Raw genomic sequence first — 16,088 nt, forward strand, 5'->3', positions numbered from 1 at the left:
TTACTCCTCCGTTACCTGAACCTTAAGGGTAGCCTTTACTTCAGTGTGTAGTTTTATACTTACTTGAAACACTCCCAAATGACGAATCGGCTCTCCTAGCTCAATCTTGCGCTTATCGATGGAAATGCTTTGAGTGGAAGCTAGCGTTTCAGCAATTTGTTTGCTCGTGATTGCACCGAATAGACGGCCGCCTTCACCTGCTTTTGCTTTCATAGTAAGAGTAAGCTCATCTATCTTCTTGCCCAGTTGCTGAGCTTCTTCTTTTTCGTTATCTTTACGGCGTTGTTCAGCAGCTGCTTGATTCTCAAGCGTCTTCACATTGCCTTCCGTTGCCGGACGAACTAATCCACGTGGTAATAGGAAGTTCGAAGCATAGCCTTCGGATACCTCTTTAACCTGACCTTTTTTACCTTGACCCTTAACATCTTTTATGAAAATGACCTTCATTCGAATAAACCCTCTTTCGATTCGATTTCAGCCAGCACTTGCAGCAGTCTGGCTTCTGCTTCTTTACATGTTCCTTCTAGCTGTACCGCGGCGTTCGATAGATGCCCACCGCCACCCATTTTTTCCATCACGACCTGTACATTCATACGCCCAAGTGATCGAGCACTAATGCTTATCAGGCCGTCTGGTCGCTCACTAATGACAAATGAAGCGACTACGTTCGTCATCCCAAGTAATGTATCCGCAGTTTGAGCGATAAGTAGCTGTGGAATCTTCATACCTGGTGCCGTAACGACCAAGGCGATTTGATCATAAATCATACGCGCATGTTTGATAATTTCGGCTTTTGAAATATACTCCTGTAAATCCTCTTTCAGCATACGCTGAATAAGAACGGTATCCGCACCATTTCGGCGCAGAAACCCTGCAGCTTCAAATGTACGTGAGCCTGTATGCAGTGCAAAGTGCTTCGTATCTACAGTAATTCCCGCTAAGAGCATTGTAGCATCCAATGGACTAATCTTTACCTTCTCATGGATATATTGAAGCAACTCTGTCACCAGCTCACAGGTTGATGAAGCATAAGGCTCTAAATAGACAAGTACAGCATCGTTGATGAACTCTTCACCTCTACGGTGATGATCCACCACCACAATTCTACTCGCATATTGCACAAGCCGCGGTTCCATTGTCATAGATGCCTTATGGGTATCTACAACAATAAGCAGTGTATGCTCCGTCATCACTTGTAAAGACTGCTCCGTTGTGATGAACGACTTAAACAATTCATCGTCTTTCCGAATCTGCTCCATCATGTTCGTTATGGAAGGATTAGGAGTTTCCATCACAATGCTAGCCTCTACATTATACATCTGTGCGGCTCTCAGAAGGCCAATCGCAGCACCAACAGCATCGATATCTGGTGTCCGGTGGCCGAGGATCAGCACACGGTCGCTCTCCTGCATTAAATCACGCAGCGCATGCGCAATGACTCTTGCCCGCACTCGTGTACGCTTCTCCGCAGCATTACTCTTTCCACCGTAGAAAGACAACCTCTGGCCTGCTTTTACAGCAGCCTGATCTCCACCTCGGCCGAGCGCCATATCCAAACTGGATTGTGCTAAGGCACCTAGCTCGCTTGCAGAGTCCGCTCCAAATGCCATACCAATACTCAGTGTCATAGGGACTTTAAGATCGGCCGTCATTTCCCTAATCTCATCGAGAATAACGAATCGACTTTCTTCCAGTGCTTGCAGACTACGATGATTAAGTAGCATTAGATAACGCTCAGACGACAGACGCCGCAGATAAACATCAAACTGTTTACTCCATTCGGTGATCTCACTCGCTACCTTAGCGATCAGAGAAGTACGCTGTTGATCATCCATTCCTTGAGCAGATTCATCTAGATTATCCATCATCACTATGCCAATCGCCAGCTTTTCATCCTCATAACGTTCACGTAGCACCACAAGCTCAGTGATATCATACATGTAAAGAATACGTTCACTTGGAATAATGACAGCTTGATAAAATCGTTCATCCACGGTGAGCTCAAGGCGAGTGTCATGCAATACGCCTTCTTTGTGAACATCCCGTTTTCCCGATACATTCGTCGTAAAAAAAGACTGCATATCCGGCAGCAATTCCAGTAGCGGTTCCCCAACTAAAGACTTGCGCGCAAAAATATCACCAGCATAGCGGTTATTCCATTCTACTGTTCGATCTTCGCTAAACAGAATGATTCCGAGGGGCAGCATACTCACTGCTTCTCCCTCCACTCGCTTAATACGAAAAGTTAATCCATTAATATATTCCACCAGATTACGGCGGAACGAAATTTCCGTCTTCAGCATATAGAAGCATAATGTACCTGCCAGAAACAGGCTAACGACCCCAAGAGCCCAGTTATAAATACTAACAATTATAATAAGGGCCAACAGCAGCATGAACGCCCATACGGTATGATAGCCGTGCCAGCGTCTTTGCAGAAATTTAGGCATGAACTCTCACCCTATCGTTTCGATTTCGTCACATACTCCCGCAGTGGGAAAGCAAGATCAATAATACCGATAATGCGTAGCGGCGGCAGCAAAATGACCGGTATTGCTAGCAGAATGGCAACCATCTTGTTCCATTTGCGTTCATGCGCCAGGAAGAAGAAAAATCCAATCGCCTGAATCATAAAGCCAATTCGTAGCAACGGCAGTAGATTGGCAGAAATCATGAGGATGTAATTATTCTCTGATCCTGAGAAGAAGAGCTGAAGAACCACACCAATCAAATAATACCAAATAAACGATCTCGAAAGTCTCCATTCACGAGCAGGCTTCATCTTAGGCACTGCATAATTCATACTGTTCAGAATCGGACGAACAATAGAATGCGTAATGACAGCTATCATAAAAGAGCTTACGATCAGAGTCATTGGGATCATTTGAACCGTCATATGACTTAGCTTGTTTACATCCTCAGTCGTAAATCCAAGATCAGTAAACAGTGGATTAGCAGTACCAAGATCAGACAGAGGCGAGTTAACCATCTGCAGCACATCGTTCACATAGCTAGACAAATCAAAGTTAAATAACGCCGTACCGAGTAATAAGAGTAACAGGAATTCTCCAAGAATCGTAACCGTACCTGCAATCACGGTAGATACTGCTGAAGCATGTCTTTTATACCAACGTCCCATAACCAGAGCAGGTATTAAGAAATACGCCGCGATCAGCACATAAATAGGTGTAATCAGACCAACAATCAGCAACACCGGCAATACGTGTAGAACGAATTGTTTGGTGTTCAGCGTAGTGAATAACACTACTGCCGGAACAATCATAAATAGGGTAGTGATGATGAGCAGTGGAGTCGTTAAACTAAGCAGCAAAAGTAAATATACTACGCTCCAAGCCACAGATGACCAGCGAAATTTCAACAGTATTCACCTCTTACGCATATGTTCTTCTAAAGCAGATATATCTTGATACCATTCTTCCAGTTGATGCCCTTCCTGCTTATGCTTTCTGAGCTTCTCGAGTAGCAAGTCATCTAATTGACGATAGGGAATCCCTAGTCTGCGGCCCAAAATATAAGAGCTCATAATCAAACTAGCCAGGCTGTCGCCCACACGGGTAGTACTGCCTTCCCATAACGCTTTAAATAACCGTGAAACTTGGTCAATCACTTCTGTTTTTAACCATTCAATTACCTTGGCGCGTTTAGCGACATCCAGATCCTTCGGCACATTGGACACGTCTCTCTACCTCCGGCAAAAAGCTTTATTCTCCATTATAGCATAAAAAATTCCGTGTCACACAAGGGCGCCCCGCGCACCTTAAGTATGCTTCAACAAGGGATGAACTAGTACTTCTTACATTTTTAAAAAAGACCTGCTTTCCGTTATCGCCGGAAATACAGGCCTTGTTCCGATTGCTTCTATTACCGCGAATAAATTGGGCTATAATGACTCTTGAGATTGTTTTGATACAAATTTCTCACAATATTCTATGACTTGACTCCGGCGAACGATGCCAATAAACCGGTTCATATCATCGACTACAGGAACAAAGTTCTGTACCTTAGCCAAATTAATCAGATCTTCCATATCCGCATCAATCGAGACAGGTCTGTTATTCATCCTCAACGGCAAATCTTTAAGCAAGAATTTTGAAGCGTTCTCGAAAGTAACCTTGCCCTCGGATTCCTTCATATACCAGAGCAGATCACCCTCTGTAACCGTACCAGCGTATTCTCCATTTCGGTTCAGAATAGGGACAGCAGTATAACGGTGATACTCCATCCTCTCCAACGTTTGGCGTAGCGTTGAATCGATCGTTACGCAAGCGACTTCCTGTTTCGGAAGTAAAAAAAATGCAATATTCATCTCTTGATCCTCCTCAAAGAGTTCCGAAGGAATTACGGTTCTTTAACTTCCTTTTACTACCATGCAAAATTATTAATACGTGGCAGCTTAATAATCGTTCCAATACATTATAGCATGAAGACAGTAAGCAGCAGCCATAAGAATGTGAATGGCTGCTGCAATTAATTATATGAGTTTGAACTCCACTTTAGAATTATTGCGTAACTGCTGTTGATTTAGGCTCCAGTGCATTGCTTGCTTTTCCCGGCTCAATTAGTTGATCTACAGGTGTTGCTGCACTCATCCAGTTGTCGATCATCGCCTTAGCTTCACTCAAATCCTCTTCATCAACGATATCATAGTAAACACCATCCATACGTTTACCTTCACCCATAACTGTGAAGCTTGAGATATCCATGCCTTTTCCGCCCATGAATTTTTTGGCTAGACTAATGATCATCGAAGGCTCTATATCGGTTTTAAAATTATCTCCCATAATATCCAGCAACTTCGGAATGTTGCCAATTTGACTGATCGATAACATTTTATTCGCTACAACATCAATAAAAACCTGTTGGCGTTTGGTACGGTTAAAGTCACTATCTTCACGATAACGCGTATAGTTCAATGCTTCTTGTCCGTTATAAAGCGACTTTCCAGCTTCAATTGTAAACTTTTCATGATCCTTACCCTTGTTCACAATGTCTTTCTTAATCGGCAGCGGAACGCCTCCAATAGCATCTACAGCATCCTTGAGTCCTTGGAAATTTATTGTCGCATAATATTGAATATCATGACCAAGCAGAGCTTCTAGAGAATCCTTGGCCATCTGTTGCCCCCCAAAAGCATAGGCATGTGTAATCTTATCCTTTTTATTATCCTTATGACCTATAATTTCCGTATACGTATCACGAGGAATAGAAATGAGCAGGATCTTATAGTCCTCAGGCCGAACAACAGCGTACATCATGGTATCTGAACGTGCCGTTTCATTATCACGTTGATCGGTACCTAGCAACATAATTGAGAACGGATCGCTCTTGTACACAACCGGTTCTGGCTTAACCTTATTATCATCCTTAAGCGGCTGGTAAGATTCTTCCTTTAGCTTAGTTTCAACCCGATCAGACAAAAAGAGGTCGAAGGCTAATACAGCCAGGGAATTACGAAACAGAAAGCCTCCCGCTATAATAACAACAAGAACAATGAGGGCGATATATCTTTTCTTTATTTTTTTCATCTTTGATTCCTTCATTTTTGATTCCTTCTTTATTGTAGAATAATTGCTTGCCATATATATAATGCTTCCTGAATCTTTATCAGGCAGTCATGACTTTATTTCTCACGGCGATCAACTGACCCTTATTCCATTATCTTATTGTCCCCCCTTTCAAGAAATTCAGGTCATTCAAAATTATAGAAAAAAAGTTTTTTGCGGTTCTAAAATAATGTGGACTAAAACAATATTTCTATTGTAATCACTAAATGGATAAAAAGAAACCACAAATAACGACATGAATAGGGAAAAAGCACCAAACCAAGTAATAAATACTGGTATGGCGCTCCGACTTTAGTTCCTAATTCTGAGCGGATTCATCATATGTTTAACCCGATCTCCGGATTGTAAACCACGGAAAAATCCGTAATCAAATAATTTTGCTGCCCCTTCAAATCGGCTCTCATAAGTCTTTGCCCCCATAACGACTGCAATAAGCCTATGCCCATCCCGCTGAGCCGAGCCTGCAATACAGTATCCTGCCCGGTTATTATGTCCAGTCTTTAAACCATCTGTACCCTCATAAGCGTAAATGCCACCCATAGCTGGCAACATGAAATTGCTATTACTTACATATAGCCCCTTATTCTTCAAATGCATTTGTGTACGGCTGGAAATATTGAGAATATCCGGATGATGATAGATTAGTGCGGCAGCCAATTTAGCGGTATCACGAGCTGTCATCATAGTCTCACCGCTGATATGCATATTCGGATCAGTGAAACCAAGATCCTTACCTGATAGGCCCGTTGCATTAGTAAATATTGTACGAGAAGATAAGCCTAGACTATGTGCCTTGTCGTTCATCATGAGCACAAAAGAGGCTTCTGAACCAGCCATATACTCAGCCAATGCAACAGTAGCATCGTTGGCAGAATAAATAGTGACTCCTTCGAATAATTCTCTTATAGTATAGAATTCTCCCCGCTTCAATGAGAGACTTGTGCCGCCCATTTTACTTGCATAGGCACTAATTGGGACTCTATCCTCCCATCTAATCATTCCAGAGGAGATTTGATCCAGCACAATCATTTCTGTCATTAATTTAGATACACTGGCCGGTGGCATGGGTACATCACCATTAATATCCACCCATATATCTCCGGTATCCATATCTAGAAGCACTGCTGATTCCGCGTCAATATTCGGTTTAAAACCAAGCCCAGTTGGCCTCCATACCGCAATTAAGACAACGACTAATACAGCTGCGATTGCCCCCACTACTATCCGTCTCTTCATCGTCGTCATCCTCCATACTATATATGACGAATGAAACTACAATTTGATTTCACTTTTCACAAAAAATTATTATTTTATTTTTCTTCCTCTTCCTTAATCCACCATTTATAAGGGTCAATAATCGTACTCATTGAATTCACGCGAACGCCCTGTAGGCGCTTATTTACTGGAACTATCGCTTTTCGTTCGGCAAAAAAGATCATAGGCACCTCTTCATTAACCAGCTTCTGCCACTCATAATATATTTCTTTACGATAATCCATATCGTATGCCTTCATACTTACGCCTTCACGAATCAGCTCTTCATTCCGCTCGGAAGACCAACGGGGATAGTTCCATAGATCATTTTCTCTCCATAGACCTGTTGGATCGGGATCACTCGCTAACCCCCATACTCCGTAAAATAGTTCGATAGACGGATCATCGGCTTCCACTGCGTCGTAGAAAGCATGGAATTCCTTTAATGCTCCACCGTTCAGCTGTACATCGAGTCCAACATCACGCCAATTTCTTAAAATGGCATTAGTACGTAGCTCTGCTGTTTGACTGCCTAGCATAGAATCAAAATGGATCATCAGCTTTTGGCCCTTTGGATCTTCCCGTAATCCATCACCGTCTAGATCCAAGAACCCAGCAGCATCCAGCAGTTCCTTGGCCTTTGTAGGATTATACAGATAAGCATTAATCTCAGTATCAGGGATCTTCGCCCAGCTAGTGCTAGATATTGGAGTCTCTACAGGCTCAGCTAAACCGTGGGAATATGCTTTGATGATCCCTTCACGATCTAAAGCATAATACATAGCTTGCCGTAATCTTTTGTCTTCAAATTTAGGGTTATCCATTACGATGGTCTCGGTTTCCGTATCCCAATGCCCGAATTTAAAACCTATATATTCATAGCCTAGCTCAGCAGTTTGCAGGATGTTAATATTATCCAGTTCTTTTAGATCATCATAAGCATCCCGAGGGGCTGACTCTATGTCAATCTCTCCTGTTTGAAAGCGTTCAGCCACTTCCTTATCGTCAAATGCCTTATACACTATCCCATCCAATAGCGCTTTGCCCTTGTAATATTGATCAAAACGTTTCATTTCTACCCTCTGGCCAGGCTGAATATGTTCAACCTCAAAAGGGCCAATACCTATAGGAGATTTTCGCATCTGGTCACTTTCAGGCATATCTTTAACAGCAATTCCAGTATAGTATTTTTTATTCATCGGATAGGGCCACAGACTATCGATGGTGTTTACCCGTGCAGCAGTTACAGTTATTTTCAAAGTATAAGGATCTATAACCTTCAATCCGGATATGCCCTTCGCTTCTCCCTCATGATAGGCTTCTGCACCCTGAATCATTTCAACACTATAATAATGCGAGCCCGTATAATCTGGACTAGCAATAGTTTCAATTGCGAATTTCCAATCCTCTACCGTTAATTCATCACCGTTATGCCAACGGATTCCCGGTTTAATTTTAAAGGTAAATACTTTATGATCATCAGATTCCTGCCAAGAGGCAATATTAGGAACCGTCACTAGTTCATCATTTACCTGAAACATCGGCTCAGTAATAAACTCCAGCACATGAAAATCATCTTCACCTTCATAAAAAGCAGGCTCAAACAAACCCGTAAATGGTGAGGAGAATCCGTAGGTAACTACTCCACCAGCTTGTGGCTTATCGTCTACTATATTATGGCGCGAAGATAATGGATTACTGCTAGAAGTTGTTCTACTACATGCTGACAATAGAGTTGCCATCACGAGCAGCGTTAACAACAACCTGCATATTTTCTTATTATTCATGTGTTTCTTCCCTTCTCTAGTTGAACGTATATCTACATTTAAGTTATGGAACATAAATATTTTTACTGTAACAAAGTTTTATGGTGGTTACAATAACTTCTAAGCCCTAGGCCTTTACTCCTGCTTGAAATTCACTTATTTCGTTATATCTATAAAAAAAGACCTGTCTCGTGGACAGATCTTCATTGAATCTATTCTTCATCTCTGTGCGTAATCGTTAAACCCTCAACATGCTTACGCTGCATCAACTTGCGCTTTTTACGTGTATCCTTACTCTCAAAAATAATATCAAAGTCATATTCCTCCGGGTATAGCTCTTCTTTTGAAAGATAGGGCTTCAACCGCTTATGGTTAATTTTCATTTTTTGCTTCTGGATCATCACCCCAACCATTCCTAAATGATCTCTCTTCTCATAAACGATCCCTGTGCGGCCAAGTGACGTTACCACAACTGCATCTCCAATTTCAAATTGAATCAGCTTCTCCTTGCTGCGGTCAGATGGAGTAGCCTCTTCTTCTGCATTGCCATGTTCCTCTACTGGAAGTGCATCATATTCCTGTTCTCCATCTTTGCTGAAAAGATTTCCCCATGCCTCTCCGCTGCCTTTCTGTAGCCTTTGTTGCTGCGCCTCTACGATTTCCCATGATCTCTTAATAACGTTATCCTGTATCCCCAGCTTTTTAGCGATCTGCAGAGCGTAACTTTCCCCCGCTTCTCCAATCGTCAATCGATACAACGGCTGTAGCGTTTCTTTATCAAATTCCATTCGCGCATTTTGAAAGCCCGTCGTTGCGGCTGCAAAGGCTTTTAGCTCATTAAAATGTGTAGTAACAATAATATTCGCCCCTTTACGGCTCAGCTCTTCCAGAATCGCGATAGAGAGCGCAATGCCTTCCCCGGGATCCGTACCAGCCGCCAGCTCGTCAATGAGCAGCAGCACCCCTTTAGATGCATCTCTCAGCATTCCCTCAATACTCTTCATTTGCGCCGAGAATGTGCTGAGTGATTGTGCCAGACTTTGTCCGTCGCCAATTACACTGATTACATCCGTAAAAATAGTGAATTCGCTACCCTCCTCGACCGGAATCAACAGCCCCGATTGAGCCATGATCGTCAGCAGCCCTAGTGTCTTAAGGACCACAGTTTTACCACCTGTATTTGGGCCTGTAATGATGAGGGATTTATACCCCTTACCAACCTCCAGATTGATCGGAATCATCCCCTTCAGCATGGGATGCCTGCCTCCATTCATCTTTAGAAAGCCTTTCGCATTCAGCGTAACAGAAGATGCCCCCAGTGTTCGTGCATATTTAGCTTTAGCAAAAATAAAATCATACGTGCCCGTAGCTTCAATATTAAGGTGCAGGGCAGCCTGTTCCTGTTCTACCAAGCTAGTCAGCATGCTGAGGATTACGGCTTCTTCTCGCGCCTCTTCACCCAAAAGTAAATCAAGCTCAATTTGGAGAGCAGCGATCTCGTCTGGTTCAATAAACACCGTCTGTCCACTTGTGGATTGATCAAGCACCGATCCTTTTATTTGTTTATGATATTCCCGTTTTACGGGGATAACGTAACGCCCACCTCGCTGACTATAAATATTCTCCTGCAAAATCGATTGATGGCGTGACATAATTCCGTCGATTTTTTTATGAAGACGTTCTTTAGCCACTACAATCCGTTTACGAACTCGCTCTAACCCCTTACTTGCTCCATCATCAATCGCACCAAAACGGATACAACGATCAATAGCCTCCCTCACGTGATTTAACTCCATCAACGAGGATGCATATGCAGCAATCCGTGGAGCACTCTGTTCTTTAGAGGCCATATATTTGCGCAGTTGACTACAGCTCTTAAGAAATGTAGCAACCGCAGTGAAATCTTGCTCACTGTACAAATATCCAGTCCCCATTAATGACATGATCCACTCAATGCCTTCTAATGAAGGAATGGGTACACTCGATCCTCGTTCCAGCAGTTCTTTAGCTTCAGAAGTTTCCTCCATTGCTCTTTGAATCGTCGGCAAATAGGTCATTGGCATAAGCTCTTCTACAGCTTTTTTTCCTACATAAGATACTGCGTGGCGCCCAAGCTCTGTTTTAATGATTTCGTATTCCAGCGTGTTTAGACTTTGTAAATTCACAGCAAATCCTCCTTCAAATCTCTATTGGTTTGGACCTAATTCTCCATAACGCAAAGAAGGGCAAAGAATGCCACTATGGCAGTCCTTGCCCTTCTTTTTATACTGATGCCCTCTATCGTCCTAAGGCCCCGAAATGAGAACAGGTGCCGAAAAACAAAAAAACCGTGCAATAAGAGCACGGTTAATTACAAAGAGAACAACAGCCGTAAAGAGGCCATTTGACGCTTCGTGTGTTCTTAACTAAATCATCCACCCGTAAGGAACAACAGACTGCTGCGTAATACGAACTCAAATAGAGCACGTAATCGCCTCATGACAAGCCTGCTAAAGTCTTCCTAATCAAGTGTTATGAAATTGCTAGTTAAGAACGGTCACCGACATCAAAATTTCCCCTTTAGTTATAGGATAGCTGTAATTTAACATAATAAAGTGCCAACGTCAAACGATTCAACGCCCAAATAATTCGATTTCATGCTTACCCTACTATTAATGCTTCCTTTTTTGCATACAAAAAAAGCAGCCGGTTTCCCGACTGCTTTTATAAAACGTCCTATTCCGTTGTGTAAGGAAGCAACGCGATTTGACGCGAGCGTTTTACAGCAATGGTAAGAGCGCGTTGGTATTTTGCACTTGTACCTGTTACACGACGTGGCAAAATCTTTCCACGTTCGCTGATGAACTTCTTAAGAAGTTCGGTATCTTTATAATCAATGTGAGTAATCTTGTTCACAGTGAAAAAGCAAACTTTTTTACGCTTGTTGCGTCCACCACGACGTGCTGGTCTTTTGTCGTTGTCAGCGCCTTCTCTTGGTTTAAAAGCCATATTCTTTTCAGTCCTTCCTAATTAAAATGGCAAATCATCATCCGATATATCAATCGGTTTACCATCGCCCGAAAAAGGATCTTGAGTATTGTTGTTACGCGAGAAATTATTGTTGTTATTTCCGCGTCCAGCGTTACCACCGCCACCATATGCTGGCTCTTCAGGCATACTACTTGCACCACTTGAAGTATTTCCACCTTCACGGCTCTGTGAAGATTCCAGGAAACGAACATTATCAGCAATAACTTCAGTTACGTATACACGTTTGCCTTCGTTATTCTCATAATTCCGCACTTGGATGCGTCCTTCCACTGCTGTCAGACGACCTTTGCGCAAGTAATTGGCACAGGTTTCTGCTAGCTGTCTCCAGGTTACAACCGGGATGAAGTCTGCCTCACGTTCACCGTTCTGGCCCGTAAAGTTACGATCTACGGCTAGCGTAAATTGCGTTACGGCAACACCAGCGGGAGTATAACGAAGTTCCGGGTCACGGGTCAACCGTCCGATCAAAATGATACGGTTCAACAATTCTGGTCCCCTCCTTTAGAGCGATTCATTACAAAGCTTGTCAAGATCTTAAGCAACGTCGTTCGTAATGAGATAACGAATAACTTCGTCAGAAATCTTCATAAGACGTTCTAATTCAGTAACTACTGCAGGTTCTGCATTGAAGTTAACCAAAACATAAACGCCATCACGGAATTTCTTGATCTCATACGCAAGACGGCGTTTACCTTGCACTTCGTGCTTTGTAATTTCCCCGCCATTGGAGATGATGCCTTGGAATTTATCGACTGCTGCTTGAACGGCTTCTTGTTCAATGTCAGGACGAATAATGTACATCACTTCATATTTGCGCATAATTTTCACCTCCTTATGGTCTGAGGCCCCTAATCACGTCAGGAGCAAGGAACGAGCACAAACATAGACTCGCACCTGATTAATATACCAAAATGAACAGCAGAGTGCAAGCAATATTAATACAGGACAACTCCTCCCCCTCTTTTTACATGAAAAAATCACTACCTGCGCACAATAATTACGAATTCATCTACACTAAAAAAGGAGGAATAATAATGGGTGAGAAAACGGAATATGAAGAAGGCGACAAAGCCCCCAATCCAGGCATGTATACAGAGGTAGGCGAAGCGCGAAGCTTCCATACTGAGATTTCGAATCCACAGCACATTAAAATGGAAAAAGGGGATACCTTCCCTGAGACCACCAACAAAAATCGAAAGTGGAAAAAGGTTGAAAAAGCACGGGTACATTAATTCAAGCATATTAAAAAAAAATGTGTATAAAAAAAACGACATTACACATACTATACTCAGGCAGTACAAAAGAGAGGTGTGGTTCCGTTGGCCGTCGTAGACGAACACAATCACAGGAGATCTGATTCAGCATCTATTGTAAGCTGGGAAGAGTAGTGGGTTATTGCCTTAAAAAAGCATTAGCCTCAGCAACGCCTAAATCACTTTAGTCGCTATAAACAGAGAAATTCCAACATCATTGATGTACTGCCTCCTGAAGAAGGACCCGAAAGGGCCCTTCTTTTTGCGTTATATATTATCCTGTATATCGGCTACTATAGACACAAAAAAACCTCCGTTACAGGAACGAAGGATTCATTAAATGTTATATATGCTGAAGTGGCGGAGAGGGTGGGATTCGAACCCACGCACGCTTTGACACGCCTAACTGATTTCGAGTCAGCCCCCTTGGGCCTCTTGGGTACCTCTCCGCAGCAAAAATAATTGTATCATGCAGACATGCCATTTGCAAGCTTAATTATTGTCTGTATTTTCCTCCGCAGAGCGCAGTACCTTCTTCATATTCTTCTCGAATTTAGCACGGGGAATCAGAACACTATGCTGACAGCCTGTACATTTAATTCGGATATCCATCCCCATGCGAATGATTTCCATCTCATTAGATCCACAAGGATGCTGCTTCTTCATTTGCACTATATCCCCAAGCTGAAAAACTTTACGTTCCACTATTCTTCCCCCTCTTCTCCTTCTTGTGTAGCTGCGATTTGCCGTCTTGATCCAGTGCTTGCCGACCCTGTAACTTCTAGTGCATGTTCTGTTTTTGCAAGATCTATTTGAGCCTTCGCCTCTGCCTCTGCCTTCTTACGTGCTTCTTCTTCAGCTTGGGCCAGTTCCAGCATGCTCTGTTTCTCTAATGCCTGCTTTATGTCGTTTTGAATTTGTCTCTCCGCTGCATCTCTTGCATTAGGAGCACAGCTGGCAGCTATACGAATCACATATTCCGAGGTACTCATGGACTGTATTCCGAGCACATTAGGGTAAGCAAGCACATTGAAGTTACGCTGTTCTATTCCTTTTAGCGCCTCGCCAATTAATCCTAACGTGACTTCCAAGCTTCGCTCCATTTTAACAGGAACATCAACTACAGCCAATGCATTGGAAAGAGAATAGTTCGTCACATTCGTAATTAGTCCATTAGGGATAATAAATACTTCTCCGGTTGCACTTAACAGTCTTGTTGTTCGCAATCCGATTAATTCTACAGTCCCTTTATAAGTACCTGTCTGAATTACATCACCAACCGCAAATTGGTCCTCCAAAATAATAAAGAACCCTGTAATAACATCCTTCACCAGACTTTGTGCTCCAAAACCTACTGCCAGACCAAGTACACCTGCTCCGGCCAACAAGGGTGCTAAATCGAAGTGGAACTCTGAAAGAATGAGCATGATCATCACAAAATTACAGATAACCGTTACTACATTTTTCATCAATTCCCCTACCGTAGTAAACCTTCGTGTGTTAGACAGAATTCTGCCACCCGTTTTACGTTCAAGCGAACGATCAATAATATTAGAAACAATCTTAATAATAACCCTAGTTAAGAGAAAAATAATAAGAATTCGTAGTCCTGAGAATAAGGCATTGGCCCACATATCAGCATCGGTAAACCAATTCCACACCTTATCTTTAAAACGCAAGGCATCTTTTACAGCATCACCGGGAGTAGTAGCCTCTAATATCCACCTATTCATATTGTATAGTCCTCCCTACCTCTCAATCAGTATGTAGTTCTCGTTGTGTTTTCCGTAGATACCGCGTATTTCGATATTCTGTTCCGTTACTATCCTTTGTACCTCTTCCAGTGCACTTTGATAAAACTGAATCGATATCGCGCATCCTGCCGTGATCTCTTTCGGGGTTGGAAATATATCAATTTCAATTTCCGCATACTCAAGCAGCATTTCAGCACGAAGCGCCTGCTGGGTAGAGTCAAACGCGATCAACATCTCTTCCTGCATATACGTTACGCCTCCCATAGGTTTATCGTCCTATCTCTTGCCGCTGTAGTATAAAACCCCTCTTCTATCCATATACTAGATACCATCAAATAGAATCAGCTTCAGAAAGGAAGATGGTATGAATTTTTCATCCAAAGCTACATCCGCGCAAGAAACGTCCTGTTTAAAAATATCACATACCGATCCCGATATCTATTCTGCTATTACCCACCGACTACTGTTTCACTTTGCACGTACACGCCCGGAAACACAGATTGTCGTCATTTGTGTAGGTACGGACCGATCCACAGGAGACTCTCTTGGCCCTCTTGTTGGCACTGCATTGTCACGTTTTCATAGTCCGCTGTTTCATTTATATGGAACTCTTGAGGAGCCTGTCCATGCCGTTAACCTTGAGGAAACTCTATCTCTAATCAACGAAAGATATAGTAACCCCTTTATCATCGGTATAGATGCTTGTTTAGGTCACTCTACTAGTGTAGGATGCATCCAAGTCGTTGAAGGGCCTTTGAGACCAGGTGCTGGCGTAAATAAACAATTGCCGCCGGTAGGTGATATCCATTTGACGGGAATCGTTAATGTCGGCGGCTTTATGGAGTATTTTGTATTACAGAACACGCGATTAAGTTTAGTTATGCGATTATCTGATATTATAGCTACGAGTCTATATTCTGCCTTAAAGCAATGGAATCTTCATGCTAGGTCCGCTGCAACGCGAGAGTAACTACTTCTTTTTCTTCAGGTGATAAGACATATTGTGATTCGCCATTCTGCATAGGTTTAGAGTAAATATAAGAATTCTCACGATTATGAAGACTGGTTAATACAATACCACTACTGTTGTCATCCAGTATAGCGACTGAGAAACTCAGATCATTGCCACGTTCACCAAAGGCATTATAACGTTTCAGCGCAATATTGGACTTCATGCCACGCATTCTAGTTTGAGTTGCTTCTAATACGGTTTTTTGTTCACGTTGTTCTTCTTCCAGCATGTCGCTTTGGTTCTTCAGATCAATTAGAAGGCCTTCCAGATCCTCCACACCGCTCCCAGCCATCATGGCCTCATATTTACGCCGCATAGCACGCAGCTTAGCCCCCTGGGCGATCACAGTGATTATCAGCACCAACATAATTACTGTAAAACCAAACACAAACCACTGCAACTGCTCACTAATTAATTGATTTAATTCAGACATG

At 42.6% G+C, this 16,088-nt stretch carries 18 protein-coding genes and 1 tRNA gene; 2 read left to right on the forward strand and 17 right to left on the reverse strand.

From position 1 onward, the window contains the following. The 12 genes from rplI to rpsF form a co-directional block, all read right to left on the reverse strand. Complete coding sequence (gene rplI / locus NST34_RS31790) at positions 1 to 447, reverse strand: 50S ribosomal protein L9 (protein WP_042193036.1); 447 nt, start codon at positions 445 to 447, stop codon at positions 1 to 3. After that, entirely contained in the window at positions 444 to 2,450 is a 2,007-nt protein-coding gene (locus NST34_RS31795; protein ID WP_042193037.1) for a DHH family phosphoesterase, read from the reverse strand. Before NST34_RS31795 ends, rplI begins: the two co-directional genes overlap by 4 nt. Positions 2,451 to 2,461: 11 nt before the next feature. Beyond that, positions 2,462 to 3,379, reverse strand: coding sequence for a DUF2232 domain-containing protein (locus NST34_RS31800; RefSeq protein WP_149644935.1), 918 nt, complete (start codon positions 3,377 to 3,379; stop codon positions 2,462 to 2,464). A 6-nt stretch (positions 3,380 to 3,385) separates the two neighbouring features. After that, positions 3,386 to 3,688 carry a MazG-like family protein gene (locus tag NST34_RS31805; RefSeq protein WP_170880353.1) on the reverse strand — a complete coding sequence of 101 codons (303 nt, stop codon included), beginning with the start codon at positions 3,686 to 3,688 and terminating at the stop codon, positions 3,386 to 3,388. 213 nt (positions 3,689 to 3,901) lie between these two features. Next, on the reverse strand, positions 3,902 to 4,327 hold the full coding sequence (locus NST34_RS31810; protein WP_042193039.1) for a CBS domain-containing protein: 426 nt from the start codon (positions 4,325 to 4,327) through the stop codon (positions 3,902 to 3,904). Between the two features lie 193 nt (positions 4,328 to 4,520). Beyond that, entirely contained in the window at positions 4,521 to 5,561 is a 1,041-nt protein-coding gene (locus tag NST34_RS31815; protein ID WP_179085792.1) for an LCP family protein, read from the reverse strand. Positions 5,562 to 5,876: 315 nt separating this feature from the next. Continuing rightward, on the reverse strand, positions 5,877 to 6,821 hold the full coding sequence (locus NST34_RS31820; protein WP_339244147.1) for a D-alanyl-D-alanine carboxypeptidase family protein: 945 nt from the start codon (positions 6,819 to 6,821) through the stop codon (positions 5,877 to 5,879). 74 nt (positions 6,822 to 6,895) lie between these two features. Continuing rightward, positions 6,896 to 8,626 carry an oligopeptide ABC transporter substrate-binding protein gene (opp4A, locus tag NST34_RS31825; protein ID WP_341059107.1) on the reverse strand — a complete coding sequence of 577 codons (1,731 nt, stop codon included), beginning with the start codon at positions 8,624 to 8,626 and terminating at the stop codon, positions 6,896 to 6,898. Positions 8,627 to 8,817: 191 nt separating this feature from the next. Further along, positions 8,818 to 10,770, reverse strand: coding sequence for an endonuclease MutS2 (locus NST34_RS31830; protein WP_341059106.1), 1,953 nt, complete (start codon positions 10,768 to 10,770; stop codon positions 8,818 to 8,820). A gap of 550 nt (positions 10,771 to 11,320) precedes the next feature. Then, entirely contained in the window at positions 11,321 to 11,593 is a 273-nt protein-coding gene (gene rpsR / locus NST34_RS31835) for a 30S ribosomal protein S18 (protein WP_036651767.1), read from the reverse strand. Positions 11,594 to 11,614: 21 nt separating this feature from the next. Continuing rightward, positions 11,615 to 12,121, reverse strand: a complete 507-nt coding sequence (gene ssb / locus NST34_RS31840; RefSeq protein ID WP_036677780.1) for a single-stranded DNA-binding protein — start codon at positions 12,119 to 12,121, stop codon at positions 11,615 to 11,617. Positions 12,122 to 12,169: 48 nt separating this feature from the next. Continuing rightward, positions 12,170 to 12,454, reverse strand: coding sequence for a 30S ribosomal protein S6 (rpsF, locus tag NST34_RS31845; protein ID WP_036677776.1), 285 nt, complete (start codon positions 12,452 to 12,454; stop codon positions 12,170 to 12,172). A gap of 215 nt (positions 12,455 to 12,669) precedes the next feature. On the opposite strand from rpsF, the gene NST34_RS31850 reads away from it, so the two are divergent. Continuing rightward, the gene (locus tag NST34_RS31850) at positions 12,670 to 12,867 is read left to right on the forward strand and encodes a YjzC family protein (RefSeq protein WP_042131720.1); all 198 of its coding nucleotides are present in this window, start codon (positions 12,670 to 12,672) and stop codon (positions 12,865 to 12,867) included. A gap of 379 nt (positions 12,868 to 13,246) precedes the next feature. On the opposite strand, the gene NST34_RS31855 is transcribed toward NST34_RS31850, so the two are convergent. From NST34_RS31855 to NST34_RS31870, 4 genes are all read right to left on the reverse strand, one after another. Beyond that, positions 13,247 to 13,337: transfer RNA gene (locus NST34_RS31855), tRNA-Ser, on the reverse strand. A gap of 43 nt (positions 13,338 to 13,380) precedes the next feature. After that, a complete protein-coding gene (locus NST34_RS31860) occupies positions 13,381 to 13,593 on the reverse strand; it encodes a DUF951 domain-containing protein (RefSeq protein ID WP_042193044.1) in 213 nt (70 codons plus the stop codon). Continuing rightward, positions 13,593 to 14,621, reverse strand: a complete 1,029-nt coding sequence (locus NST34_RS31865; RefSeq protein WP_341129486.1) for a mechanosensitive ion channel domain-containing protein — start codon at positions 14,619 to 14,621, stop codon at positions 13,593 to 13,595. The genes NST34_RS31860 and NST34_RS31865 overlap by 1 nt, the downstream gene beginning before the upstream one ends. Positions 14,622 to 14,636: 15 nt before the next feature. Beyond that, positions 14,637 to 14,888: a DUF3343 domain-containing protein gene (locus NST34_RS31870; protein ID WP_042193047.1), complete on the reverse strand. Its 252-nt coding sequence runs from the start codon at positions 14,886 to 14,888 to the stop codon at positions 14,637 to 14,639. A 118-nt stretch (positions 14,889 to 15,006) separates the two neighbouring features. Between NST34_RS31870 and yyaC the strand changes: the two genes are divergently transcribed. Continuing rightward, positions 15,007 to 15,612: a spore protease YyaC gene (gene yyaC / locus NST34_RS31875; RefSeq protein WP_042131724.1), complete on the forward strand. Its 606-nt coding sequence runs from the start codon at positions 15,007 to 15,009 to the stop codon at positions 15,610 to 15,612. Here yyaC and NST34_RS31880 read toward each other — a convergent pair. Next, positions 15,587 to 16,087: a DUF4446 family protein gene (locus NST34_RS31880; RefSeq protein ID WP_042193049.1), complete on the reverse strand. Its 501-nt coding sequence runs from the start codon at positions 16,085 to 16,087 to the stop codon at positions 15,587 to 15,589. The genes yyaC and NST34_RS31880 overlap by 26 nt on opposite strands. Position 16,088 lies beyond the last annotated feature (1 nt).

The sequence above is a fragment of the Paenibacillus sp. FSL H7-0714 genome (assembly GCF_038003765.1).
Taxonomy (GTDB): Bacteria; Bacillota; Bacilli; order Paenibacillales; family Paenibacillaceae; genus Paenibacillus_AQ.